The following is a 22,815-nucleotide window of genomic DNA, read 5'->3' as shown; positions in this document are numbered from 1 at the left end:
AACGGAATCTCGACGTCGGCGAAAGCGCTGAGCCAGGGGCCTTTTCCGGTCGGCGACCGGTCGTGTCAGTCGTCATGAGGCAGATCGCCTCCATCGGCAAGCCAGGCACGCACGGCGCGCAATTCATGTTCAAGCGCGCGATCTTCGTCGACGAACGGCGATCGGGCGGTGACCGTATCGAGCCACGCCCGCAGCGCGGTGGGCAGCGGCGCGGCGTCCGGCGAGCGCCGGAAGCGTAACTTGACGGCTTGCGCCACCGCAAGCGTGTGAGCGGCGCCGACCTGTTCGGTGAGCATCAGCACGCGAAGGCAATCGCGTGCGGCGATCGTTCCCATGCTGACCTTGTCCTGATTGTGGGATTCGGTCGAGCGTGAGAATACGCTGGCCGGCATGGTGTGCTTGAGCGCTTCCGCGGCCCACGCCGATGCGCCGATCTGCACCGCCTTGAAGCCATGGTTGATCGGTGCGCGAGGGCCCGTCGCGCCGCTGAGATTACGCGGCAGGCCGTTGTTGAACTTGTCGTCCACCAGCAGGGCGAGTTGACGATCCATCAGGTCGGCCAGGTTGGCGACCGCCGTCTTCAGGCTGTCCATGGCGAAGGCGATGTGGCCGCCGTAGAAGTTACCGCCGTGATGGACTTCGCCGGTGTCGGGATCGATGAGCGGGTTGTCGTTGGCACTGTTGATTTCGTTTTCGACGTCGCGCCGGACCCAGCTCAGCGCGTCGACGAGCACGCCGATGACGTGCGGCGCGCATCGCAGTGAATAGCGATCCTGGAGGCGCGCTTCTGGCGGTTCCGTGCGTCCGGTCAAGTCGTCACGAATCCATCGGGCGGCGTCGCGCTGACCCTCGTGCGGCTTGGCGTCGAACAGCGTCGGATGGAAGTGCGCGGCGCGGCCGTCGAGCGCTACGGTCGTCAATGCTGTGAGCCGGGCGGCCAGACGCGCCAGCGTGCGACTGCGCGCGAAGGCGAGACTCGCCAGCGCGGTCATGACGGCCGTGCCGTTCATGAGCGCGAGGCCTTCCTTCGGGGCCAGCGTGATCGGCGCGCCCCCCGTGGCGGCCAGGGCCTCCGACGCCGCACAGAGGCGAGCGCGATACGTCACGTCGCGCTCGCCGATGAGCGTAGCCGCGACGTACGACAGCGGCGTGAGGTCGCCGCTCGCGCCGACCGAGCCTTCGGACGGAATGCGCGGCAGCACGTCGTGGGCGAGCAGATGGACGAGCGCCTCGAGAAGTTCCGGGCGCACGGCCGAGTACCCCTGGGCGAGCGACGCCAGCCGGCACGCGAGCACGGCGCGCACGGCCGGGTCGTCGAGCCATTCGCCCATGCCGCATCCATGGTAGCGCGTCAGTTGTGCGGGCAATGCTTCGATGAGCGACATGGGCACGTCGACGACACAGGCATCGCCGTAACCGGTCGTGACGCCATAGACGGGACGACCGGCCGCAAGGTGCGCGTGCAGCGCGCTCACGCCGCGGCGTATGCGGTCTTGCCACACGAGGTCGGTGGACAGACGCGCGCTGCGGGTGCGTCGGGCCAGCGCGAGAATGTCTTCGATCGTCAGACGGGCCTGGCCGAACACGACGGGCGGCGCCGTCGCGCGGCGCGCGTCGGCGTCAGGGGGCGCATCGTGAGGCCTATGGCGCGAGGCCGTGCCGGCGCGCTCATCGGCGTCGCTCAGTGAAGTCGGTAGTTGCATCATGATTGTGGCGACTTGCCTCGCCAGAAATCGAAAAAGTTGAACCACTGCATCGGGTACTGGCGGCAGTAGTGCTCGAGCCGACGCGCATAGCGCTCGGCGTAGGTACGCAGGGCGACCTCGCGTTGGGCGCGCGGCAACGCCACGGCGTCGGCGAACGGTTCGAAATAGAGTCGGTAAGACGCTTTGTCGCGCAGGCAGAAAAGCAGATACACCGGGCACTCGAGCAAGGCGGCGAGAATGAACGGCCCTTGCGCGAACGGCGCCGATGCGCCGAGGAACGGGGCCGGCACGACCCGGCCACCCTCGGTGGAAGGCACGCGGTCACCGACGATGACAAGCCAGTCGCCCCGGTCGATGCGCTCACGCAGCATGATGGCCGTGGCGGGGCCGATGTCGTCGACCTCGATCAGGTTCTCGGCAAACTCGCGGTTCGACCCGGCGAGCATCGAGCGGAATCGCTGGGCGTGACGGGTGTAGACCACGGCATGGATGCGGTCGATGCCGCGCGAACGGGCGAGTGCGCGGGTCATCTCCAGGTTGCCGAGATGCGAGCCGATGACGAGGGCGCCACGCGCATCGCTGGCCGCCGCGTCGAGCGTGGCACGGTCGTCGATCTGGACATGGCGTTCGCCGAGGAGTCCGCGCCAGGCGGCGAATTTATCCAGTGCCGCGTTGGCGAACGCCAGAAGATGCCGGAATGTATGCCATCGCGTGGGTGCCGGCAGCCCAAGTTCGGGGGCCGCATTCCGGAGCCGCTGCTGATAATCGCGTGAGGCCGCGCACGCTTGTGTGTCTTTCAGCGCGAAATAGGCCGCCACGGGAATCAGGCAGACGCGCGCCGTGCGCAGACCGAAGCACCGGCAAGCGAGTGCCAACAGGCGCATGCCCAGCAAGCTGCCACGCTCGGGGCGCCGCCACCACGCCAGACCGTCGTCGACGGCGGGCGTTTCGGCGGATGTCGCGGCGCCCGGCATGGCTGCCACCGCCCGGGCATGAGCACTCGGCTTGCGGCGGCACTTCCGCCACAGCAGTCCCGGCGCGCGCGGGATCATGGCGCATACGAGCCGCGTGTGCATCCAGGAGATGCCGACGTTGTCGCGCAACATCTGGAAGTGCGAAACCCCGTTCTCCGGATAGACGACGCGTGTGCGCCGGTTCTGGATCGGCACGCCGCGCCAGTACAGACGCACCAGAATGTCGGTGTCGAAAGCCATGCGCGATGGTGGCCGGTGGCGCGCGAGCAGCGCGGTGGTGGCCGAAAGCGGATAGACCCGGAAGCCGCACATCGAATCGGCGATGTCGAACGACAATGTCTCGATCCACACCCAGAAGTGAGTGATGTAGCGGCCATACAAACGCCCCTTGGGCACGGACGCGTCGTAGCGTGGCGTGCCGCAGATCACGGCGCTCGGGTGCTGACGGGCGTCTTCGAGAAAGGCGGAGACGTCGCACAGATCGTGCTGACCGTCGGCATCGACTTGCAGGGCGTGCGTAAATCCGAGCGCGTGGGCGCAGCGCAATCCGTGGGAGACGGCGCCACCTTTGCCGACGTTGCGCGGTAGCCGTTCCAGCGTCACGGTCTGCGGGTGGTTGGCCTGAATGGCCGCGAGCAAGTCGCGCGTCGGAGCGTCGCTCCCGTCATCGACCAGCAGCACCGGAAGGCCTTGCGCGAGCAGCGTGTCGACGATGCGTGCGATTTGCGCCGGGTGGTTGTACACCGGGATCAGGACGCACGGCAGGAAAGGGCATGGCGACAGGCCGGGACCGAGCGTTGCCGTCATCGTTGCGCCTCTCCGGCCAGCGCGGGCGGTGCGGCGTAGACGAGATATCCGGTCGCGGCAGTTCCGCGGGCACCTTCGTAGGCGTAGTGCACGCGACGACGTGAGGTATCGAACGTCAGCGTGAGGTCGAAGTGTGTTCCCGGCAATACGGGCGCGGAGAATTTGACTTGATGTAACGACGTTGGCGTGACCGCCCAGCCATGACGTGCGGCGTCTTGCGACGCATGCGCTGCGGCAAACCGCGTTGCCCAGTCGATCAGCACCACGCCGGGTAGCAGCGGCAGTCCTGGAAAGTGACCGTTGAAGTGCGCCAGCTCGGGCGGCACGCGCAGGGACATTACGACCGAACCGTCGAGCGCGGTTGCGGGGGCATGGTCGTCGGCATCGTTCCACCGAGCGCCCAGCACCGAGGGCAGCCACGGGGACGCCGGTGTGAAAAGTGCCGCAATGTCGGCTGCCGTGCGCTTGCCGCGTTCATTGACGGGCAATGCCGTCAGGAAACGCCAGCGCTTCGGGAGCATCGTCGCATCGAAGGTCTCGGCCAACGCGTGACGCAGCGTCTCACGCACGGTCTTGAGCGAGCGCTCGCGCCAGGCGCGCCGGCCGGCAGGGCTGAGGACGACGGCGACGGCGAGGCGTCCCGCGACCACGGCCGCGGCAGCATCGTCGATCCATTCGTGGCGCAGCAGTGCCACTTCAACGCTGGGCAACGAGAGCCGCTTGCCCTCGATCTTGACGGTGCGGTCGAGGCGCCCCGTCAAGGCGAACGACCCATCGGGATGCACGACGGCGCCGTCGTCGGTCGGCCACCAGCGTCCGTGGTTGACACGCGGCGAGCAGATTGCCAGCGCACCGTCGTCGGTCAATCGCACGCGCGTGTCGTCGAGCGGGGTCCACTCGGACGTGCGATCCTGCTGACGCCACGCGATGCCGCCGGTCTCCGTACTGCCGAACACTTCGACCGGGGCGTGCGCCACGTCTGCCGGCAACGAAGGCTGAGCGGTTCGCACGAGGTGGGCGCATTGCAGCGCGGCCTCCTTGGGCAGTGGGCCGCCCGACGAGAAGGTGAGGCGGGGCGCATCGCGCCAAACGTCGTCGCCCAGCCATGCGGGCCAACGCGTCAACTGCGCGGGGCCAGCGATCCAGACGACGGCAGGCCACGTGCGCCACTGCCGCGTTTGCGAGGGTTCCGCGAAGGTATGCCGAGCAAACGGCACGCCAGCGGCCAGCGGCCAGAGCATGCGAAACCACAGCCCGTAGATGTGATGGCACGGCACGCTCGCGACAACGAGCGCCGCTTGCAAATGCGCACCCCAGTGCCGGTGCAGCATCTGCACTTCGTCATCGAGTTGCGCGAGCGTCTTCGTGATGGCTTTAGGCTCGCCGGTACTTCCCGAGGTGTAGACAATCAATTGGCTCGACGCGGGCAGCGCTGCGGCGAGCGCCGTGTGCGCGATCCCTGGCGCGACGTTCATGTCCTCACGACGATCCGCGCAGGAAGCCAGCATGGCCGCATCGATGGCCTCGTCGAAGGCGAAGGCGAAGTCGCGGCGTGTCTGGGCCAGTGCGTTGGGTAACACGACCGGGGTTCGACCCGCGGCCCACGCGGCGAAAAGGGCGCAGCTCATGTCGTACGGATCGTCCAGACACATCGCCAGTCGCAGGGCAGGGCGTGCCGCAAAGACAGCGTGCAACGCCCCGACGCGTGCGCGCCAGGCGCGTGTGGTGAGCGAGCCAAGCGTGCCGAGCCCAGGCGCTTCGTCTGCGCCGGATCGGCCGTCCACACACACGACGAGCGACGGCGCGCGAGGCGCGCACAGCAGTTCGGCCAGCGGCGTACACGCGCAGGGCGCCAGTCCTGCGGAACGCTCGTGTGCGGCAGGCGATGCTGACGGGGCGGACGATTCGATCGAGGCAGGAACGCTCATGCCGCCCCCTCGGGAGGCGACGTGCCTGCCGCGCATGCGGACGCTTTTCGCGCCAACATGCGCCGACGCCACAACCATTCCGCCGCAAACAGCAGGCCGATCAGTACGTATGCGATTCCGCCGTTATAAAGCGACCAGATTTCCCGCGACGCCCAAAGCGCCGTGGCGAGCGCGACGGCGCCGTTGAAGATGAAAAATACGATCCATACGCGAGTGACGTTGCGCAGGTACGGCGTGGCGTCCACCGGCAGGTCGGGCTGATGCAACCGCGCGATGCGCTCGACCATCGACATGGGGGCGCGGAGCGACATCGCGAACGTAAGCCCCATCCCGAGATTGACGGCGACCGGATAACACCGCAGCAACAGCTCGCTGTTGCTCAGCGCCGTCGCGAACGCGAGCGCGGCCAATCCAGCGGCCACCGCCCATTCGACGGGCATAAGCAGCCGATGGGCGCGCAAGTTGCGCTGGTATCGCAGGCCGAGGCCGACAAGGAGCAGCAGTGCCAGATAGCGCGGCGGAACCAGCGAGATTCCGGCGAGGATCAGCACCGGGTAGGCGAGCGCCGCGACGACAGAGGGCCAGCGGACTCGGGCTTGTGGTGTGGGCGGCAATGACGCTGGCGCGTCGGCGTGAAGTCGGGGCATGCCGGACGATCAGTCGTTGAGCAACGTACGCACGGCCGCCACAACGTCGTCGACGGTGCGCACGCTCTTGAACTCGTCGGGCTTGATGCGTTTGCCCGTCAGGCGCTGTAGTTGGATGGCGAGGTCTACGGCATCGATGCTGTCGAGGTCAAGCTCCTCGAACAGGTGCGCCTGCAAGGTCACCCGTTCGGGTTCGATCTCGAAGGTGTCGTGCAGGATGGTGCGCAAACGGGAAAGGATGTCTTCGTCGGACAAGGGCAACGTCAAAGAACTCATCATTCGGTTTCCTTCTGGGCGCAGCCGCGGTCGCGCAGCAACTGGGCGAGGGTGGCAACACTGCGGAACTGGGCGCGCGCGGCGTCGTCGCCCGCTTCGATTTGCAGGCCGAAGCGCTTGCGCAGGGCGATGCCCAACTCGAGCGCATCGATGGAGTCCAGGCCGAGGCCATCGCCGAACAAGGGAATGTCGTCGGCGATGTCGTCCACCGCAATGTCTTCCAGTTCAAGGGACTGGACGATCAATTGCTTGATTTCAAGTTCTAGTGAAGCCATGTTGAGAAATCTGATCGATGAAAAAATGTTCGGCGAGCGCCGTCAGGCGTCTCGCCGCCAATGGCGCAAGCACGTCCTCGTTGGCGGGCGCGAAGCGAACCGGCCTGGCGGGCGTTGTGCGCGCCCGGTTTGCCGGCGTGACGGCCACGTGTTCGCTCAAGTCGTCTTCCAGCACGCGAACGCGCAGGGTCGGTGTAGAGGGGGGCAGCGAGTGCCACCGGTGTTGTTTCGTATAGGCAGGAGGATCGCAGTCGATCAACACGGGCAGGATCGGGCAGTCATGCGCCAGCGCGATGTGCGCGAAACCCCGGGAGAACTTGCCGAGCTGGCCTCGCGACGGGCTGCGTGTGCCTTCGGGAAATACGATGAGGGGCACCTCATCGGCCAGCGCCGCTTCGCTGGCACCGACGAGCGAGGGTCCGCCGTCGTTACGCAGATAGCCGGCCGCGCGTACGATGCCGGCGAACATCGGGTTGCGCCAGTGCCGGCTGGTGACGATGCAGCAGGCGCGCGGCATGAGTGAGAGCAACACCATGACGTCCATGTACGACGGGTGATTGGCGATCACGATGGCGCGGCCCAGGTGCCGCAGTTTCTCGGCATTCTGGATGTCGAAGCGGATGACGCCCAGGGCACGCGAAGCCGCGACTAGCGCGGCGAAGCCATGATGCACGATAGCCATGGCGCAGCGGCGTCGTCGGCGCGCGGACATCGGAAGCAATAGCAGTGCGGGGAATACGATCAGCGAAAAGAGGAGACCGCCGACGGCGAAGCACGACCATAGCCACAGCGACGCCATGCGCCGCCGCAGGAGCTCCCACCGCAGTTGTGTATGGGAATCAGACATCGGCATGACGTGCGTCCTCGTGCCACTCCCACTGCCAATCGTGGCGTTCGCCGCGCCAGAGGTCGCTGCCGCCCTCCAGCAGCGACGTGACCAGACTCTGACATTGCGCGCGGCGCTCAGCGTGCGCCTCGCGAGCGGTCGGCAGATGCATCGTGCAGGTCAGGCGCGCGGTGGCACCGGATTCGATCAGTAGCGCCAGAGCGCTCGCGCTGTCGTCGATCTGGCGCGACGTCGGGCCAAAGCAGGCCGGCGGCGCCTCGAAGGCGTAAATCACCAGCAGCGGCGAGTCGGGGGTCTCCCGATGTTGCGTCCATGCGTCGAGCAATGCGTAGCCAAGCGTATCGTCGAGCGCGGCGATGGCATTGACGGCCGAGCGGTCGTCGCGCGCAATGCTGAGCACGCCGGGGGTCGCATTGAGGACCGACAAACTGAACGCGGTGGGCGAGGGCGGCTCGCCACGAACCAGCGCGTCCAGCATTTGCGTGGTGCGTTGGATCTCGCCGTGCTGAGATGCGTACACGACCCGGCACTTGGGCGGCAGCGGACCGCACGCCGTGGCGGCCGACAACGCCAGTCGGGCGAGCGGGCTCAGACGCCGGCGCAGCATGGGATCGATGTCGCCGACGTCCGGTTTGCGAGCCGACGCCGCGTCATGCTGGCGATAGGCCCACCGGCGCACAGGCAACGCCCAGTGGGCAACGGTGCGGGACGATCCAGCCGTCGCCGAGTGCGCGGGCACCGCGGGTAGCGGCGTCGATTCCCCAGCGGGAACGGCTTCCGAACTCCAGGGTGCTGTGCGACGCATCGTTCGCGGGTCGATGTTGTCTGGCATGGCGTTTGAGTGAAAAAAAGCGATTGCCGCTTTGCTGAGCCACGCGCTGTTTCGCTAAATGCGTTGTCACGGCCGTCGCTCGATACGGCCGGATATGGCGGGAGATTCGATAATGAATCGGGTCGCCCTTCCATAGCCCCCAAAATGGTTGGCGAGCAATTATAGCCAAATGTAAGACAACGAAATATCTGTCAGGCGAAATTTGTGGCGTTTCCGCAGGAAATCAGGAAATGCCTAGTGATCGTTTTGGGTGAACGTCTCGGGCGTCATCCAGAAACGGCGGGCCGCATCCCCTTGAGGCGACAGGCGTGAAGGGGGCGCACTATCGAGCGAGTGTGGCCTGGGCGGTGAAGGTGAAATCGCGACGGCCGGACAAGACCGTGGGCGACTGACCTGGCGTCACGGTGACTTCCGTCATGTCGACGGTGCCGTCACGATGGTAGCGGAGCAGCGTGGTGCAGCGGGTCCCGTACGCGGGCGACGCGATGAATGCCGCCGATAGCGAGCGTTCCCACGCGCGGGAGACCCCCGTCTCCGGCAACGCGCTGTCGGGCGCTTCGCTGGCATCGCGCATGATCCGCAGCAGGCTGGCGTCGTCGGCATTGTGTGTCAGTGCATGGGCGAAAGCCTCGCGGCGGCTGACCAGCTTGGGCCAGGGGGTGTCGAGCACGGCGTTGGACAGACCGTGGACGCCGGGCGCGATGGCCTGAGCGAGTGGCATGGCGAAGGCGGCCGGTGCCGCACCGCCGACGTGGTGGGCGCGATTTCCCAACCAGAACAGCTTGCCCGCCGGCAAGTCTCCCGCGAGAAGATTGAAGCCGGTGTACTCGTGCGCATGCCGTTCGATGCGCACCAGATCGTCGTCGAACGAAGTTGCGTCGAGCATGGCCGAGACGAGCAGGCCGCGCGATGGCGAGTCTTTCGGCGCCATCGGCGCGCGCCCGTCGCGAAAATTCGTCAGTGCGCTGAAGCGTCCCGCACGATTGACGCCCATCCACGTTCCACCGCCGCGCAGATCTCGACCGGCAAGGACGTCCGGGCGATCGCGCCACCAGTGCAACGGTTCGGCGGGACGCTCGAAGAACTCATCGCGATTGGCGAGCAGGACCAGTGGCGTGGCGGCCTCGGGCTGCCAGGAGAAGACGATCAGGCACATGGCGGCTCGGCGTCGACAAAGCACTCGGCGTGACGCTCGCCGTCGATGCGCTCCGTCAAGCCGGCCTCGGCGGCCAACGGCGCCAGCGCCGCGATGAACGCGTCGCTGACGCCGTCGTAGCGCTCCATCCACGTTGTGGTGCCGGCGGTGGTGTCGTGGGCGGAGGCGTCGGCGCGCCATTGCAGGCGCCCCGTGACGCCGAAGCGCGCTGCCGTCAGCGCGAAGAGTTGCGCGACGGCCAGACGGGCCGCGCCGGCGTTGTGCGATGAAACGCGGTAGTAGACGTAGCAGTCCATTCTCGGGCGCGGCGGCGGCCGGTCAGGACGCTGCCGCAGACGAGGCGGGCGACTCCGTCGGGTCCACGATGTCGTACGGCAATTTGGCGAAGGTCAGCGCGGGGCCATCGGCGGCGCCAAGGCGCACATCGTCGGCTTCGCGCGCGGCGAGCTTCACTTCGACGAGCGCGTCGTAGCCGCCGTTCGGTGCCGGTGCCGCGTGCACGACCATGCCGCATGGCTGGTCCGGATCGCTTGTCTCGACGAGTTCCTGACCCGGTGCGAGTTGCGTGGTATCGACGTGCGCCAGATGCAGACGCCGTTTGATGGTGCCGCGGTACTGGCTGCGCGCGACAACCTCTTGGCCCGGATAGCAGCCCTTGCGGAAGTTCACGCCACCCACGACCTCCCAGTTCACCATCTGCGGAACGAACTGCTCCTGCGTCGCGCTCGTGACGCGCGCCACGCCGCTATGCACATCGAGCCATGCCGCGAGGGCCGGGGCAACGGCGACCACCCCGGGGGCCTGCGCCAGCGAGGCCCAGGCCTCGGCGACACGCGCCACCGGCACGCTCCAGAGGAAGCGCGAGAGCGAGCGCGCCGTGCCGGCCGCCGGCAGTCGGATCAGGTGGGTCGCGTCGTCGCCGAGGGTTGCGTGGGCAACGGCCAGCGATTCGGCGGGCAGTGCGGCGAACGTGTTCGCGAGGATGGCCTCCGCCGCCGGGCCACCGACCTGCAGCAATACGTGCGTGGCTGCACCGTCCGTCAGCTTGACCTTGGCCCGCAGGACGAACATCGACAGTCGTTTCTGTACGGCAGCCTGCACCGTGGCGTCGCACGCCAGATAGATCGTGGCGTCGGCGGACGCGTCGCGCCACATCAGGAAGGTGGCGAGCAGGCGCCCCTTTGCCGAGCAGTAGCCGGCCAGGCGCGCCTGTGCGGGCGCCAGGCGCTCGACGTCGTTGGTCAGTTGGCCGTGCAGAAAGCTCGCGGCATCGGCGCCGCTCAGGGCGATCAGGCCCGTGTCGCTCGCCAGCGCGACGAAGCTGCCGGTTTGCAAGGCGTCGAACTGGGCGGCGCGTGCGCTCGCGTTGGACAAAATATCGGGGGAATTCACGTCTGCCGCTTGCGGCAGGAGATCACGCCATTGGGAGGTCATAAACGAAGGTGGCTGTCAATCTGTGAGGGTTCGGCAAGTCAAAGTATTATATTGGGTCTTCCGCCAGAACGTGCGAGCTCGGTTCGACGCGCAAAACGCGCCGCTCGACGCCGTCGGCGCCACGCTGTCTGACCGAGTCCCCCGAACCCGCTGCCGTCGCTGGATGGCTTACCCTGCAATTCATGTCTTTCATCAAACGCCTGTTCGTACTGTTGATTGTCGCTGCGCTCGCGGCGGGCGGCGCATTCTATTATTGGGCGCAAGCCCCCTTGCAGTTGGGCAAGCCAACGCTCGACGTCACGATCAAACCCTACAGCTCGGTGCGCAGCGTGGCGACGCAATTGCGTACCGGCGGCGTGCCGGTACAACCGCTGCTGTTCAATCTGCTGGCTCGCGTCATGGACGTGGGGACCAAGCTCAAGTCGGGCAATTACGAGTTTGCGACCGGCATCACGCCGTTCGAGGTGATGGAAAAGCTCGCGCGTGGTGACGTCAACCAGTATGTCGTGACCATCATCGAGGGCTGGACCTTCAAGAAGATGCGCGCCGAACTGGACGCGAACCCGGCGTTGCGGCACGACACGGCCGGGCTTCCCGACGCGGATCTCATGCAGCTCGTGGGCGCCGATCGTGCGGAAGCCGAGGGCATGTTCTTTCCCGACACCTACCTGTTTCCGAAAGGTACGAGCGATGTCGATATCTACAAGCGGGCCTATCGCCTGATGCAGAAGCGCCTGGACGAGGCCTGGGCCGCGCGTGCGCCCGGGTTGCCCTACACGACACCGTACGAGGCGCTTATCATGGCGTCGCTCATCGAGAAGGAAACCGGGCAGGCGGTGGAGCGCGGCCAGGTCGCGGCCGTGTTCGTCAATCGGCTGCGCAAGCGTATGTTGCTGCAGACCGATCCCACGGTGATCTACGGCATGGGGGATCTGTATACAGGGCGCCTGCGCAAGCGCGACTTGCAGACGGACACGCCCTACAACACGTACACCCGCGCCGGCCTGCCGCCGACGCCGATCGCGCTACCGGGCATGGCGTCGCTTGCGGCGGCGTTGAATCCCGCGTCGACCGACGCGCTGTACTTCGTGGCGCGCGGCGACGGCACGAGCCATTTCTCGGCGAACCTCCAGGAGCACAATCGCGCCGTGGACAAATTTCAGCGAGGTGAGCAATGACGCATTCCCCGAGGCCACGGCTGCGGTGCCGGGCAGGTTCGTCACGTTCGAAGGCATCGACGGCGCAGGCAAGAGTACGCACGTCAACGCCTTTGTCGACACGCTGCGTCAGGGTCTCGCCAGTGTGGGGCGCAGCGTCGTCGCCACGCGCGAGCCGGGCGGCACGCCCTTGGGCGAGGCGTTACGCAAGCTCGTGCTCGATGAGCCGATGGATCTCGAAACCGAGGCGCTGCTGATGTTCGCCGGACGCCGCGAGCATCTGGCGAAGGTGATCGAGCCGGCGCTCGCGCGCGGCGACTGGGTCGTCTCCGATCGCTTCACTGATGCGACGTTTGCCTATCAGGGCGGCGGGCGGGGGCTGTTACGCGACAAGCTGGCGATTCTCGAACAATGGGTGCAGGGCACGCGTCAACCCGATCTGACGATTCTGTTCGATCTCGATCCGGCGATTGCCGCCGCGCGGCTGGCGGGCGCCCGGGCGCCGGACAAGTTCGAGCGCGAATCGGCGGCGTTTTTCACACGGGTGCGAGACGAGTACCTGCGTCGCGCCAAGGCCGCGCCGGAGCGATTCGTCGTGATTGACGCCGCGCAAAGCATCGAGGCCATTGCAGGACAACTCGCGGGCGTATTCGCCCGTCTGGGCGTGCCCGGGCACGGGCCGCGCTGACGCGCGATAATCCGCTTGTTCGACCGACTCGCAGCGTCGGAATTTCGCGAATTCGCCATGGCGTAATTTCTCTGTCTCGCCCGACGCATTTATCGGCCAAGGAGCCCATATGCTGTATCCCTGGCAGTCACAGGACTGGACTCGCCTGAACGACCTGCGCGCCCAGATGCCACACGCGCTGCTGTTGCAGGCGGTGCCCGGCATTGGCGAGCTGGCGCTCGCCCGCACGTTCGCGCAGGCCCTGCTGTGCGAATCGCCGCGCGCCGACCACCTGCCATGCGGCACGTGTGGTGCGTGCCAATGGTTCTCCAGCGGCAATCACCCGGATTTTCGTGCCGTCTGTCCTGAAATATTGGCCGATAGCCTGCCCGGTGCCGACGCCCGCGCCGAAGCCGAGGGCGACAAGAAAACCAAGACACCGAGCAAGGAAATCAAGATCGAGCAGGTACGCGAAGTGATCGACTTCGCGAGCCTGGGTTCGCACCGTCAGGGGCGACGCGTGGTGCTGCTCTATCCGGCGGAGGCGCTCAACGTGCATGCCGCGAATGCCCTGCTCAAGACGCTCGAAGAGCCGCCCGAGGGCGTGGTGTTCCTGCTGGTGACGACGCAGCCTGACCGTCTGCTGCCGACGATTCTGTCGCGTTGCCGGCGCATGGTGTTGACCCGGCCCGATCACGCGCAGGCAACGCAATGGTTGATGGGCGACGCAGGACTCGACGCCGCCACCGCCGCGGCGGTACTGGCCGAGACCGGCGGGGCGCCGCTCGCCGCCCGCGCACTCGCCGAGCCGGACGAGCGCGCCTGGCGCGACTGGCTGGTCGGCCAGCTCGCGCAGGGCGCCGCGATCGACGGCTTTGCCTGTGCCGAACAACTGCACAAGGGCAATTTGCCGGGCATTTTGGAGACGCTGCAACGCTGGTGCTTCGATGTGCTCGCGCAGCGCATGGCGGGCACCGTACGCTTCTTCCCGAGCCATGCCCAGGCGTTGCGCCGCTGCGGTGACGCAACGGACGACGTGCGCCTGCTCGGCTTCCTGCGAGAGCTGGCGCAGCAGCGTCAGGTGCAGAATCACCCGCTCAATACCCGCGTGCTGCTCGAGGCCCTTTTCCTGCAATACCAACAGTTGTTCGGTGGGTCGGCGTCGCTTTGACGCAGGGCACCGGACGCCGATCGCACATCATGTTCATCGATTCGCATTGTCATATCAATTTCCCGGAACTGGCCGAGCAGATGCCCGACTTGCTCGCGCGCATGCGTGAGAACAAGGTGAGCCACGCCCTGTGTGTTTCGGTCGACCTGCCGACGCTGCCGCAGGTGCTGGACATCGCAGCACAGCACGACAACGTGTACGCCTCGGTCGGTGTCCATCCCGATTACGAAGACACGCCCGAGCCGAGCGTCGACGACCTCGTGCGTCTGGCCGCGCACCCGAAAGTCGTGGCCATTGGTGAAACCGGGCTCGACTACTACCGGCTCGAAGGTCGCAGCATCGAGGACATGGCGTGGCAGCGCGAGCGCTTTCGCACGCATATTCGTGCCGCGCGCCTCACCGGCAAGCCGCTGATCATTCACACGCGCGCGGCCGCCGAGGATACGCTGCGCCTCATGCGCGAAGAGCAGGCGGGCGAGCCCGCCGGGGTGATGCACTGCTTCACCGAGAGCTGGGCGGTCGCACAAGGCGCGCTCGATCAGAACTTCTATATCTCGTTCTCCGGCATCGTCACGTTCAAGAGCGCCCGCGATTTGCAGGACGTGGCGCGGCGCGTGCCGCTCGATCGCATGCTGATCGAGACCGATTCGCCGTACCTCGCGCCCGTGCCGTATCGCGGCAAGCTCAATCAGCCGGGCTACGTGCGGCATGTGGCCGAATTTATCGCCGATCTGCGCGGCGAGCCGCTGCAGAAGATCGCCGATGTCACGACGGAGAATTTCTTCCGCCTGTTCGCCACGGCAAAGCCCTGAACCGTACGACCCGTACCCCCAATCGACCGAACTGCTTTTCCGTTATTTACCGGACTACCGACAGGAGCTCCCAATGCGCAAATTTTCGATGATCCGAGCCTGGATGTTGCTCAGCGTGCTTTGTCTGACGGCATGCGCCACGGCCGCCACGTCCAATAGCGCTCTGGTCAAGGCGGTCGTCTTCAACGACACGAAATCCATCGCCCAAGCACTCAAGGCGGGTGTCGACCCGAATTCGACGGACGAGAAGGGCAACCCGCTGCTGGTGATCGCGATGCGCGAAAAGTCGGTGGACGTGGCGCGCCTGCTCATCGACGATAAGCGCACGGATCTCGATGCGACCAACGCGGCAGGCGAGAATGCGATGATGATCGCCTCGCTGCAAGGCCTCACGCCGATGGTCAAGCTGCTCATCGACAAGGATGCCGAAGTCAACAAGAAGGGCTGGGCGCCGCTGCATTACGCCGCGACCAACGGGCACGATGACATCGTGCAGATCCTGCTGGACGCATCGGCTTACGTCGATGCCGAGTCGCCCAACGGCACCACGCCGCTCATGATGGCCGCGCGCGGCGGTCACATCACCACGTGCAAGGTGCTGCTCGATGGCGGCGCGGATGTCCGTCTCAAGAACCAGATCGGCATGACGGCCATCGACTTTGCCAAGCAAACCCACCAGAAGGAAATCGCGGACGGCTTGCAAAAACGTTTGGCGCAGGTGGAGCAGTCGCGTCCGGCGGGCAAGTAAGACCGTCCGCCCGTCGCGACCTTATCGTGGCAGATCCTGGCGGCGCGTCGTGCGGCGCCAGGATCTGGTGACTTTCACCCGTCGACTCAGGCCGCTCAGGCCGCGGCCGGTTGCGTACGCAGCAAGGCTGGTTTAGCGGCGATCGTCGGCGGTCGCAGATCGGCGATGAAGCGGTTGCGCCACGTCGACAGATTGTGCTCGCGCAGCGTCGCCATCATGCTGGCGTGGCGCGTCTGGCGCTCCGAAAGTGACATGTTCAGCGCCGTGCGCAACGCTTCGGCCATGCTGTCGATGTCATAGGGATTCACGATCAGCGCGCCGTCAAGTTCCTGAGCGGCGCCCGCGAAGCACGACAGCACCAGAACGCCGGGATCCGCCGGATCCTGCGACGCCACGTATTCCTTGGCCACGAGATTCATGCCGTCGCGCAGCGGCGTGACGTAACCCACCTGCGACGCCCGGAAGAACGACATCAGGACTTCGTGAGCGTAGCGTTTGTTGATATAGCGAAGTGGTGTCCAGGCCAGATCCGAGAAGCGTCCGTTGATATGCCCCGCCTCGGCTTCCAACTGTTGGCGAATTTCCCCATAGCCCGCCACGTCCGAGCGGCTGGGCGGCGCGACCTGAACGAAACTCACGGTACCTTGCTGGTTCGGCCACAGCTCGAGCAGGCGCTCGAACGCGCGAAATCGTTCGAGCATCCCCTTCGAATAATCGAGGCGATCCACGCTCATGATGAGCTTGCGGTCCTGCAGCCCCTGTTTCAGATCGAGGATGTGCTTGACCGTCGCGCGCGCGGTCGCCTGCTGCGCAATCTCGTCGGGATACACGCCGATCGGATAGACGCCCGTGCGCAGCGTGCGACCGAAGGCCGTGACGGTGCCATCGCCGTGCAGGGTCGCACCGGCGTGGCGCACCAGATAGTCGGTAAACGCCGTGCGGTCGGTTTCGGTCTGGAAGCCGACGAGGTCGTACTCGCACATCGCGCGCACCAGCGCTTCGTGCGGCGGCACGGTCATGAGGACCTGTGGCGAGGGGAACGGAATGTGCAGAAAGAAGCCGAGTCGCTGCTTTACGCCGATCTGGCGACACGCCTGCGCGAACGGCAGCAGGTGGTAGTCGTGTACCCAGATCAGGTCGTCGGGCTCAAGCAGCGGTGCGAGCAGCGCGGCAAAGCGCGCGTTGACGTGGCGGTAGCCGTTGTAATCGTCGCGCTGATAGCGCGCGAGGTCGTCGCGGTAATGGAAGGTCGGCCACAGGGTCGCGTTCGAGAAGCCACGGTAGTAGGTGTTGTAGTCGCGGCGCGTGAGCGGCACGGTCGCGAACGTGACGTTGTTGCGATGGGCGATCTCGGGCACCGTGGCCGGCTCGGCGTCGATTTCCCCATTCCAGCCGAACCACATGCCGCCGGTATCCTTGAGTGCTTCGTACACACCGATCGCCAGTCCGCCTGCGGTCGGTTTGCCCTCGGTGATGGGGGCGACCCGATTCGATACGATGACCAGGCGACTCATGCTCCGTTCTCCTTTGAGGGTGAGGGTGGGCTGGCGGGGGCAATGTCAGCAGCCAGGCCGTGAGGGCCTCGGGCGACGGCAGACGGTGGCGGGCACACGTCTCGCCGTCGCCGATCTTGATCGTGATGCCGCCCAGCGCATTCACCTCGGCAAACCCGGCCTCGTCGGTCAGGTCGTCGCCCGCGAAGAGCGGCGTTCGACCGGCGAACGGCGCCTCTTGCAGCAAGGTGGTAATGGCGCGGCCCTTGCTGACGTGGCGCGCACGCAGCTCGAAGACCAGCTTGCCGGGTTGCAGCACGAAGCGCTCGGCATGCAGCTCGGCCAGGGCGCGCATGGTGTCGCGCGCCACGCTCGCCAGTTCAGGGGCCCCACGGTAGTGCAGGGCCAGCGCGCTGCCCTTGTTCTCCAATAATAGGCCGGGGTGCTGGGCGACGAGCGCGTGCAGCGGCGCGATCATCGACGCAATTCGCTCCGTGTCGACGGCATAGCCCTCGGCGCGAACGCGTTCGCCGTCGGCATGGCGGATTTCCGCGCCGTGCAGGCCGGCGGCGGGCACACGTAACGGGGCGAGCAGGCCGTCGATATTGTCGATGGCGCGCCCCGAGACGACGGCGATGGCGCCGCGCGCGCGGTGGAACAGACTGGCGAGCACATTGGCCGTGTCGAGCGGCAGTCTGACCGCGTCGGGACGCGGCGCGAGCGGGGCCAACGTACCGTCGAGGTCGAAAAAGAAGGCGACCGTGGTGACATCGACGTGGCAAGTGTCGGCCGGTGTCGTGTGCCGTGTGGCGGGCGGGGAAGACGCTGGGGGTTGCATGGCACTCCGTCGCTATCGTGCCGCAGGTCGATGGGTCATAGCCGGGGCCGAGCGGTGGGCGCAGGGGGGGGCGGACGAGACGTGACGTGCGGCGGTTCGGTGGGCGGGAGCGCGGACATCCGCGCTGAAGACATCATCCTACCCCGTCAAAAACCGACAGGAAGTCGTCCATTCAATGAAACGCTTGTCAGATGACGCCTACAAGGTTTGGAAAGTTAAATTGGTATTGAATATGAGAATCGTTTGCAATAACATTCCACAATTGCCGTAAAGTGGACCATCGGGGACGGCGGCACGGCACACCTGCCGCGCATGCGCCGATTCCGGCGCTCGAACGTGCGCCGGACGACAACGATGATGAAAAGACTCTGGTTTCAGTTGCATTGGGGCTTCGGCATTACTGCCGGGCTGGTGTTGGCCGTCGTCGGTCTGACCGGCGCGCTGCTTTCTTATGACGACGCCCTGACTCGGGCCTTCAGTCCGGGCGTGATGACCGTAGCGGTGCGCGACACGGCGCCGCTGCCCATTCCCGAGTTGCTCGCGCGCGTGCATGAGGCGGCGCCCGACCGGCGCGTTCTGCTCATGACGATGACGCGCGCGCCGCAAGACGCGGTCGGCGTGCGGCTGTCCGTGGGCGATGGGCCGCGCGGCGAGACCTATTTCGTCGACCCTTACACCGGGCAGATGCTTGGCCGGTCGCAGGCCGACGCCGTCTTCCGGTTCATTATGGATATTCACCGTTTCCTCACGGTGGACGGAATCGGCAAGCAGATTACGGCGGCGGCCACCTTGCTGCTGTTCGTGCTGGCGCTGAGTGGCCTGTATCTGCGTTGGCCGCGACGGGTGGGTCACTGGCGAGCCTGGTTTCATATCGATTTCAAGAAGCGCGGTCGTCCATTCCTTTGGAACCTGCACGCCGTGATCGGCACGATGGTGCTGGTGCCGTATCTGCTCTCCGCCACGACAGGCTTGTATTGGTCATACGATTGGTGGCGCGGCATGCTGTTTTCAATCGCGGGCGTGTCGCCGCCGGTGCGCAATAAGCCGGCTGCCCCGCCGGCGCGGAGCGCGCACGGCGAAGGCAAGCCGGCGGCGCTGCCGGATCTGGCCGCGACGACGACAACCGAGATGGCCACGGCGTGGCGCAGCTTCACCGGCCATGTGCCGGACTACACCAAGGTGTCCCTGCGTCCGGCGCAGAAATCCGGCGGGCCGCTGCAGGTGACGTGGCTCGACACGTCGGCGCCGCACGAGCGGGCATTCAACCGTCTGGAGATCGATGCGGCGTCCGGCGCGATTCGCAACGACGACCGGTACGCTCAGAAAACCATGGGCGGCCAATGGATGGCGAGCATCTACGCGCTGCATCGCGGCAGCTTCTTTGGACCCGCGGGCGTCGTTGTCATGATGCTCTCGAGCCTGATGATGCCGGTGTTTTTCGTCACGGGCTGGATGCTGTATCTGGACCGCCGCAGGAAGCAGCGCGCGCTGGCGGCATCGCGTCCGGTCGTGGCGAGGTCTGGCTCGCCGGTCGCTGCGGGGGGGCGTTCGCGGACGATGGGGTGCTGATCGGCTACGCCAGTCAGAGTGGCGTGGCGGAAGACCTGGCGTGGCAGACGGCCGGCATGCTCGAAGGCGCGGGCGTCCGGGCCCAGATCCAGCCGTTGGCGCGCATCGGTCAGGCGCAACTCGGCTCGGCCAGGCGGGCGCTGTTCATCGTCAGCACGTTCGGCGATGGCGAGCCGCCCGACAGCGCGCGCCGCTTTGCACAGCAATTGATGAATCGGGCGATGGCCTTGCCGACGTTGCGCTTCGCGATGCTCTCGTTGGGGGACAGTCATTACGACCGATTCTGCGGATTCGGCCGCAAACTCGATGGTTGGCTGCGCGCGCAGGGCGGCGTGGCGGCGTTCGAGCCCATCGAAGTCGACCGTGGCGATCCGCGCGCGTGGGTGCGCTGGCAAGACCGGCTTGGCGAGTGGTTCGGCCATCCGCTGGCGGCGTCGAAGCCACACGACGGCCCTCGCTTTCAGCCGTGGACGTTGGTCGAGCGCGACCTGCTCAATCCCGGCAGCGCCGGTTTGCCGGCCTATCACCTGGCGTTCACCCTGCCGTCGGGCGTGCAATGGATGGCGGGCGATCGGGTCGACGTGCGACCGCGCCACTCGGTCGCACGCGTGGACACCTTCCTCTCGAGGAGTGTCTGGGCACGCGACGTGCGGGTGAGTGTCGCTGGCCGCGAGACGACGCTGGGCGACGCGTTGCGCGAACGCCTGTTGCCCGACACCGCACCGCCGGCAGGCATCGATCTGCAGGATTGGCTGGCGCGTCTGGCGCCGTTGCCCGTGCGCGAGTACTCGATTGCATCGACCTGCGACGAGGGGCGACTGATGTTGCTCGTGCGTCAGGTTCGCCATCCCGATGGCTCGCTGGGCCTGGGTTCCGGTTGGCTCACCGAGGGCGTTGCGCTGGGCGAGTCTGTGTCGATGCGCGTGCGTCCGAATCACGGCTTTCACGGCCCGGCGGCGGGGCGCGGCATGATCCTGATCGGTAACGGCACGGGATTGGCCGGACTGCGAGCGCACCTTGCCGAACGTATTGCTAACGGACAGCGGTGTAACTGGCTGATTTTCGGTGAGCGTCACGCGGCGCACGATGATTTCCACGACACGACGTTGTGTGCGTGGCACGCGCAGGGCGGTATTGCGCGCCTTGACCGCGTCTATTCGCGTGATCAAGCGCAACGCCGCTACGTCCAGGATCGGGTGCGCGAAGCCGCGCAGGACATTGCGGCCTGGGTGGCGCGCGGCGCGTCGATTTATGTGTGCGGCAGCCTCTCCGGCATGGCGCCCGCAGTGGATGCCGCGCTCGCCGATGCCATCGGGACGGACGTCCTGCTCGACCTGTCGGCGCAGGGGCGCTATCGCCGCGACGTGTACTAGACGGGCCCCGGCGGTGTGCTAACGTAGTGACAAGGCTCGGTCTCGATCGGGCCCTTCGTCCGTTGGTTTCGCGTGGACTTGCCCATCGTCCATCATCGTAGGAGGGGCCATGACGGCAACGTGGCAGATCGTAGTGCATGGGCTGGTGCAGGGCGTCGGCTATCGCGCCGCGTGCGTGGACGAGGCGCGCCGGATCGGACTCAGCGGTTGGGTGCGCAACCGGCGCGACGGTACGGTCGAGGCCATCGCGCAGGGGGAGGCCGATCAGCTACTCGCGTTGTGCGAATGGATGCGCGAGGGGCCGCAGCACGCGCAGGTCTCGTCGTGCGAAGTCGACAAGGCCTGGGTTGCGGATGCGCCGATCAAAGGCTTCGAGCAGCGCGCGAGCATTTGATCGGCGGTGGCGATCCTCAAGCTGCGAGCGCCAGTCTGCCCGGGGGCGGGTCGAGCGTCGCGACGGTCTCATTGAGCGCGGGGGGCCGCGCGGCTTCGTGAGCCGACAGCCGGAACAGTGCGACTGACTCGCGCAGGCGCATGGCCTGCGTTTCCAGCGCGGCAGCCGCGGCGGAGGCCTCTTCCACGAGCGCGGCGTTCTGCTGCGTCATTTCGTCCATTTGCGTCACGGCGCGGTTGACTTGTTCGATGCCGCTCGACTGCTCCACACCGGCCGCCGAGATCTCGCCCATGATGTCGGTCACGCGTTTGACCGACTGCACGACATCCACCATCGTCTCGCCCGCGCGCTCGACCAGGCGGGTGCCCGTCTCGACGCGGTTGCCCGACGCCTCGATCAAGCCCTTGATTTCCTTGGCCGCCGACGCGCTGCGCTGCGCCAATGTGCGGACCTCGCCTGCCACCACGGCAAAGCCGCGGCCCTGCTCGCCAGCGCGGGCGGCTTCGACCGCTGCGTTGAGCGCCAGGATGTTCGTCTGAAAGGCAATGCCGTCGATGACCGTCAGGATATCGGTGACTTTTTGCGACGCCGCGGCGATGTCGCGCATCGTCGTCACGACCTCCTGCACCACGTCGCCACCGCGCGACGCGGTCTCCGAAGCGGTGACGGCGAGTTGGCTGGCGGCTCGGGCGTTTTCGGCATTTTGTTTGACCACGGCGGTCAGCTCTTCCATGCTCGCCGCTGTTTGCTCCAACGACGACGCTTGCGCTTCCGTGCGCTGCGAGAGGTTGGCGTTGCCTTCGGCAATCTCGTGAGCGTTCGCGTGAATGGCTTCCGTACTCTCGCGCACCGTGCCGACCGTGCTGGCGAGACCGTCGCGCATCCGGCCGAGGGCGCCGAACAGTTGGCCCATCTCGTTACGCGTGTGTTGCTCGACGCGCTGGCTCAGATCGCCGGCGGCCATCCGCTCGAAATGCGCGATGGCGTCGCGAATCGGACGCAGCACGGCGCGCGCGAGCATGGCGCGGCCCCACAGCGCGAGGAGCAGCGCAACGGCCAGGGTTGCCCCCAAGGTGATGCGCATGACGTTGTAGCGGTGCTGGGCCACGTCGAATCGGGCCTTTTGCCGCGCGATCTGGATTTCCTGCAACTCGCGCATGGCCGCATCGAGCGCGGCATAGGCCGGCGGGGCGACGCGCGCCTGAATCTGATGGAACCCAGCCACATCGCCTTGTTTCAGGGCGTTGAGCGCAGGCGTGACGACCTGATCGAAAAAGGCGCGGCGCTTGGCGTCGGTTGACTTGGCCAACTCCGCTTCGTGCGCATCTTCTTTGGGACGTTTCAGATAATCGCTCCACAGGGCGTCCGACGCAGCGATGTATTGGCTGCCCCGCTTGAGGACTTTCTCCGACTCGTCCGGGTCGGCGCCCAGGCTGACGTAAGAGGCATAGGCCGCCATCGACAGGCGGTTGCGCAGCATCTGCTCTGCAGTTCCCTTGACCTCGGCCAGGGCAGGCGTGTCCTGCGTGGCCATCTCGCTCAGGGAGGCATTGCTGGACCCTAGCGCCTGGAGGCCCAGGACGCTAACGAGGACGAGTAGTGCGCCAAGCAAACCGAGGACCAGTGTCAGACTGGCCCTAATCGTAATGTTCTTATACATAGGGATCGATAGTTTGAATGCCTGGGCCGCAGAGTTAGCGCGCGCGGCCTC

21 protein-coding genes and 1 pseudogene are annotated in these 22,815 nt (G+C 66.4%); 8 read left to right on the top strand and 14 right to left on the bottom strand.

Annotation, left to right across the window (positions count from 1 at the left end):
• Nucleotides 1-65: 65 nt before the first annotated feature.
• The 11 genes from hutH to DRB87_RS12490 all read right to left on the bottom strand — a co-directional run bounded on the left by hutH (nucleotide 66) and on the right by DRB87_RS12490 (nucleotide 10,882).
• Nucleotides 66-1,703, bottom strand: coding sequence for a histidine ammonia-lyase (gene hutH / locus DRB87_RS12540; RefSeq protein WP_130027854.1), 1,638 nt, complete (start codon nucleotides 1,701-1,703; stop codon nucleotides 66-68).
• Nucleotides 1,703-3,487: a glycosyltransferase gene (locus DRB87_RS12535; protein ID WP_130026134.1), complete on the bottom strand. Its 1,785-nt coding sequence runs from the start codon at nucleotides 3,485-3,487 to the stop codon at nucleotides 1,703-1,705. The genes hutH and DRB87_RS12535 overlap by 1 nt, the downstream gene beginning before the upstream one ends.
• A complete protein-coding gene (locus tag DRB87_RS12530; RefSeq protein ID WP_165385305.1) occupies nucleotides 3,484-5,415 on the bottom strand; it encodes an AMP-binding protein in 1,932 nt (643 codons plus the stop codon). Before DRB87_RS12530 ends, DRB87_RS12535 begins: the two co-directional genes overlap by 4 nt.
• Entirely contained in the window at nucleotides 5,412-6,062 is a 651-nt protein-coding gene (locus DRB87_RS12525; RefSeq protein WP_240755973.1) for a hypothetical protein, read from the bottom strand. The genes DRB87_RS12530 and DRB87_RS12525 overlap by 4 nt, the downstream gene beginning before the upstream one ends.
• 9 nt (nucleotides 6,063-6,071) lie before the next feature.
• Entirely contained in the window at nucleotides 6,072-6,317 is a 246-nt protein-coding gene (locus DRB87_RS12520) for an acyl carrier protein (protein ID WP_026132055.1), read from the bottom strand.
• Nucleotides 6,318-6,337: 20 nt separating this feature from the next.
• Nucleotides 6,338-6,613 (bottom strand): phosphopantetheine-binding protein, encoded by a 276-nt coding sequence (locus DRB87_RS12515; protein ID WP_130026132.1) that lies wholly within the window; start codon nucleotides 6,611-6,613, stop codon nucleotides 6,338-6,340.
• A complete protein-coding gene (locus DRB87_RS12510) occupies nucleotides 6,594-7,295 on the bottom strand; it encodes a lysophospholipid acyltransferase family protein (protein ID WP_165385304.1) in 702 nt (233 codons plus the stop codon). The genes DRB87_RS12515 and DRB87_RS12510 overlap by 20 nt, the downstream gene beginning before the upstream one ends.
• Before the next feature lie 157 nt (nucleotides 7,296-7,452).
• Complete coding sequence (locus DRB87_RS12505; protein ID WP_165385303.1) at nucleotides 7,453-8,265, bottom strand: beta-ketoacyl synthase chain length factor; 813 nt, start codon at nucleotides 8,263-8,265, stop codon at nucleotides 7,453-7,455.
• Nucleotides 8,266-8,614: 349 nt separating this feature from the next.
• The gene (locus DRB87_RS12500) at nucleotides 8,615-9,448 is read right to left on the bottom strand and encodes an NRDE family protein (RefSeq protein ID WP_130026129.1); all 834 of its coding nucleotides are present in this window, start codon (nucleotides 9,446-9,448) and stop codon (nucleotides 8,615-8,617) included.
• Nucleotides 9,439-9,744 carry a DUF4936 family protein gene (locus DRB87_RS12495; RefSeq protein ID WP_130026128.1) on the bottom strand — a complete coding sequence of 102 codons (306 nt, stop codon included), beginning with the start codon at nucleotides 9,742-9,744 and terminating at the stop codon, nucleotides 9,439-9,441. The genes DRB87_RS12500 and DRB87_RS12495 overlap by 10 nt, the downstream gene beginning before the upstream one ends.
• Nucleotides 9,745-9,766: 22 nt before the next feature.
• Nucleotides 9,767-10,882 (bottom strand): folate-binding protein YgfZ, encoded by a 1,116-nt coding sequence (locus DRB87_RS12490; RefSeq protein WP_206100016.1) that lies wholly within the window; start codon nucleotides 10,880-10,882, stop codon nucleotides 9,767-9,769.
• Between the two features lie 182 nt (nucleotides 10,883-11,064).
• On the opposite strand from DRB87_RS12490, the gene mltG reads away from it, so the two are divergent.
• From mltG to DRB87_RS12465, 5 genes are all read left to right on the top strand, one after another.
• Complete coding sequence (gene mltG, locus DRB87_RS12485; protein WP_130026127.1) at nucleotides 11,065-12,060, top strand: endolytic transglycosylase MltG; 996 nt, start codon at nucleotides 11,065-11,067, stop codon at nucleotides 12,058-12,060.
• Nucleotides 12,061-12,085: 25 nt separating this feature from the next.
• The gene (tmk, locus tag DRB87_RS12480) at nucleotides 12,086-12,727 is read left to right on the top strand and encodes a dTMP kinase (protein WP_130027851.1); all 642 of its coding nucleotides are present in this window, start codon (nucleotides 12,086-12,088) and stop codon (nucleotides 12,725-12,727) included.
• A 109-nt stretch (nucleotides 12,728-12,836) separates the two neighbouring features.
• Nucleotides 12,837-13,877: a DNA polymerase III subunit delta' gene (gene holB / locus DRB87_RS12475; RefSeq protein ID WP_130026126.1), complete on the top strand. Its 1,041-nt coding sequence runs from the start codon at nucleotides 12,837-12,839 to the stop codon at nucleotides 13,875-13,877.
• A 29-nt stretch (nucleotides 13,878-13,906) separates the two neighbouring features.
• The gene (locus DRB87_RS12470; protein WP_130026125.1) at nucleotides 13,907-14,689 is read left to right on the top strand and encodes a TatD family hydrolase; all 783 of its coding nucleotides are present in this window, start codon (nucleotides 13,907-13,909) and stop codon (nucleotides 14,687-14,689) included.
• A gap of 73 nt (nucleotides 14,690-14,762) precedes the next feature.
• Nucleotides 14,763-15,437, top strand: a complete 675-nt coding sequence (locus tag DRB87_RS12465) for an ankyrin repeat domain-containing protein (RefSeq protein ID WP_130026124.1) — start codon at nucleotides 14,763-14,765, stop codon at nucleotides 15,435-15,437.
• Nucleotides 15,438-15,532: 95 nt separating this feature from the next.
• Here the strand turns inward: DRB87_RS12465 and otsA are convergent, their stop codons facing one another.
• Both otsA and otsB read right to left on the bottom strand, forming a co-directional pair.
• Complete coding sequence (otsA, locus tag DRB87_RS12460; protein WP_130026123.1) at nucleotides 15,533-16,951, bottom strand: alpha,alpha-trehalose-phosphate synthase (UDP-forming); 1,419 nt, start codon at nucleotides 16,949-16,951, stop codon at nucleotides 15,533-15,535.
• Nucleotides 16,952-17,006: 55 nt separating this feature from the next.
• Nucleotides 17,007-17,705 (bottom strand): annotated as a pseudogene (gene otsB, locus DRB87_RS12455) (trehalose-phosphatase); the annotation flags it as partial.
• A 417-nt stretch (nucleotides 17,706-18,122) separates the two neighbouring features.
• On the opposite strand from otsB, the gene DRB87_RS23630 reads away from it, so the two are divergent.
• The 3 genes from DRB87_RS23630 (at nucleotide 18,123) to DRB87_RS12440 (ending at nucleotide 21,104) form a co-directional block, all read left to right on the top strand.
• Nucleotides 18,123-19,337 (top strand): PepSY domain-containing protein, encoded by a 1,215-nt coding sequence (locus DRB87_RS23630; protein ID WP_165385301.1) that lies wholly within the window; start codon nucleotides 18,123-18,125, stop codon nucleotides 19,335-19,337.
• Nucleotides 19,331-20,710, top strand: a complete 1,380-nt coding sequence (locus tag DRB87_RS12445; protein ID WP_165385300.1) for a sulfite reductase subunit alpha — start codon at nucleotides 19,331-19,333, stop codon at nucleotides 20,708-20,710. The genes DRB87_RS23630 and DRB87_RS12445 overlap by 7 nt, the downstream gene beginning before the upstream one ends.
• Nucleotides 20,711-20,819: 109 nt before the next feature.
• The gene (locus DRB87_RS12440; RefSeq protein WP_130026120.1) at nucleotides 20,820-21,104 is read left to right on the top strand and encodes an acylphosphatase; all 285 of its coding nucleotides are present in this window, start codon (nucleotides 20,820-20,822) and stop codon (nucleotides 21,102-21,104) included.
• 16 nt (nucleotides 21,105-21,120) lie between these two features.
• Here the strand turns inward: DRB87_RS12440 and DRB87_RS24035 are convergent, their stop codons facing one another.
• Nucleotides 21,121-22,764: a methyl-accepting chemotaxis protein gene (locus DRB87_RS24035; protein WP_130026119.1), complete on the bottom strand. Its 1,644-nt coding sequence runs from the start codon at nucleotides 22,762-22,764 to the stop codon at nucleotides 21,121-21,123.
• Between the last annotated feature and the right edge of the window lie 51 nt (nucleotides 22,765-22,815).

This window comes from Pandoraea sp. XY-2 (assembly GCF_004193915.1).
Lineage (GTDB): Bacteria > Pseudomonadota > Gammaproteobacteria > Burkholderiales > Burkholderiaceae > Pandoraea > Pandoraea cepalis.
The sequence above is the reverse complement of the archived record's forward strand: the minus strand, read 5'-3'. Positions and strand labels throughout refer to the sequence as shown.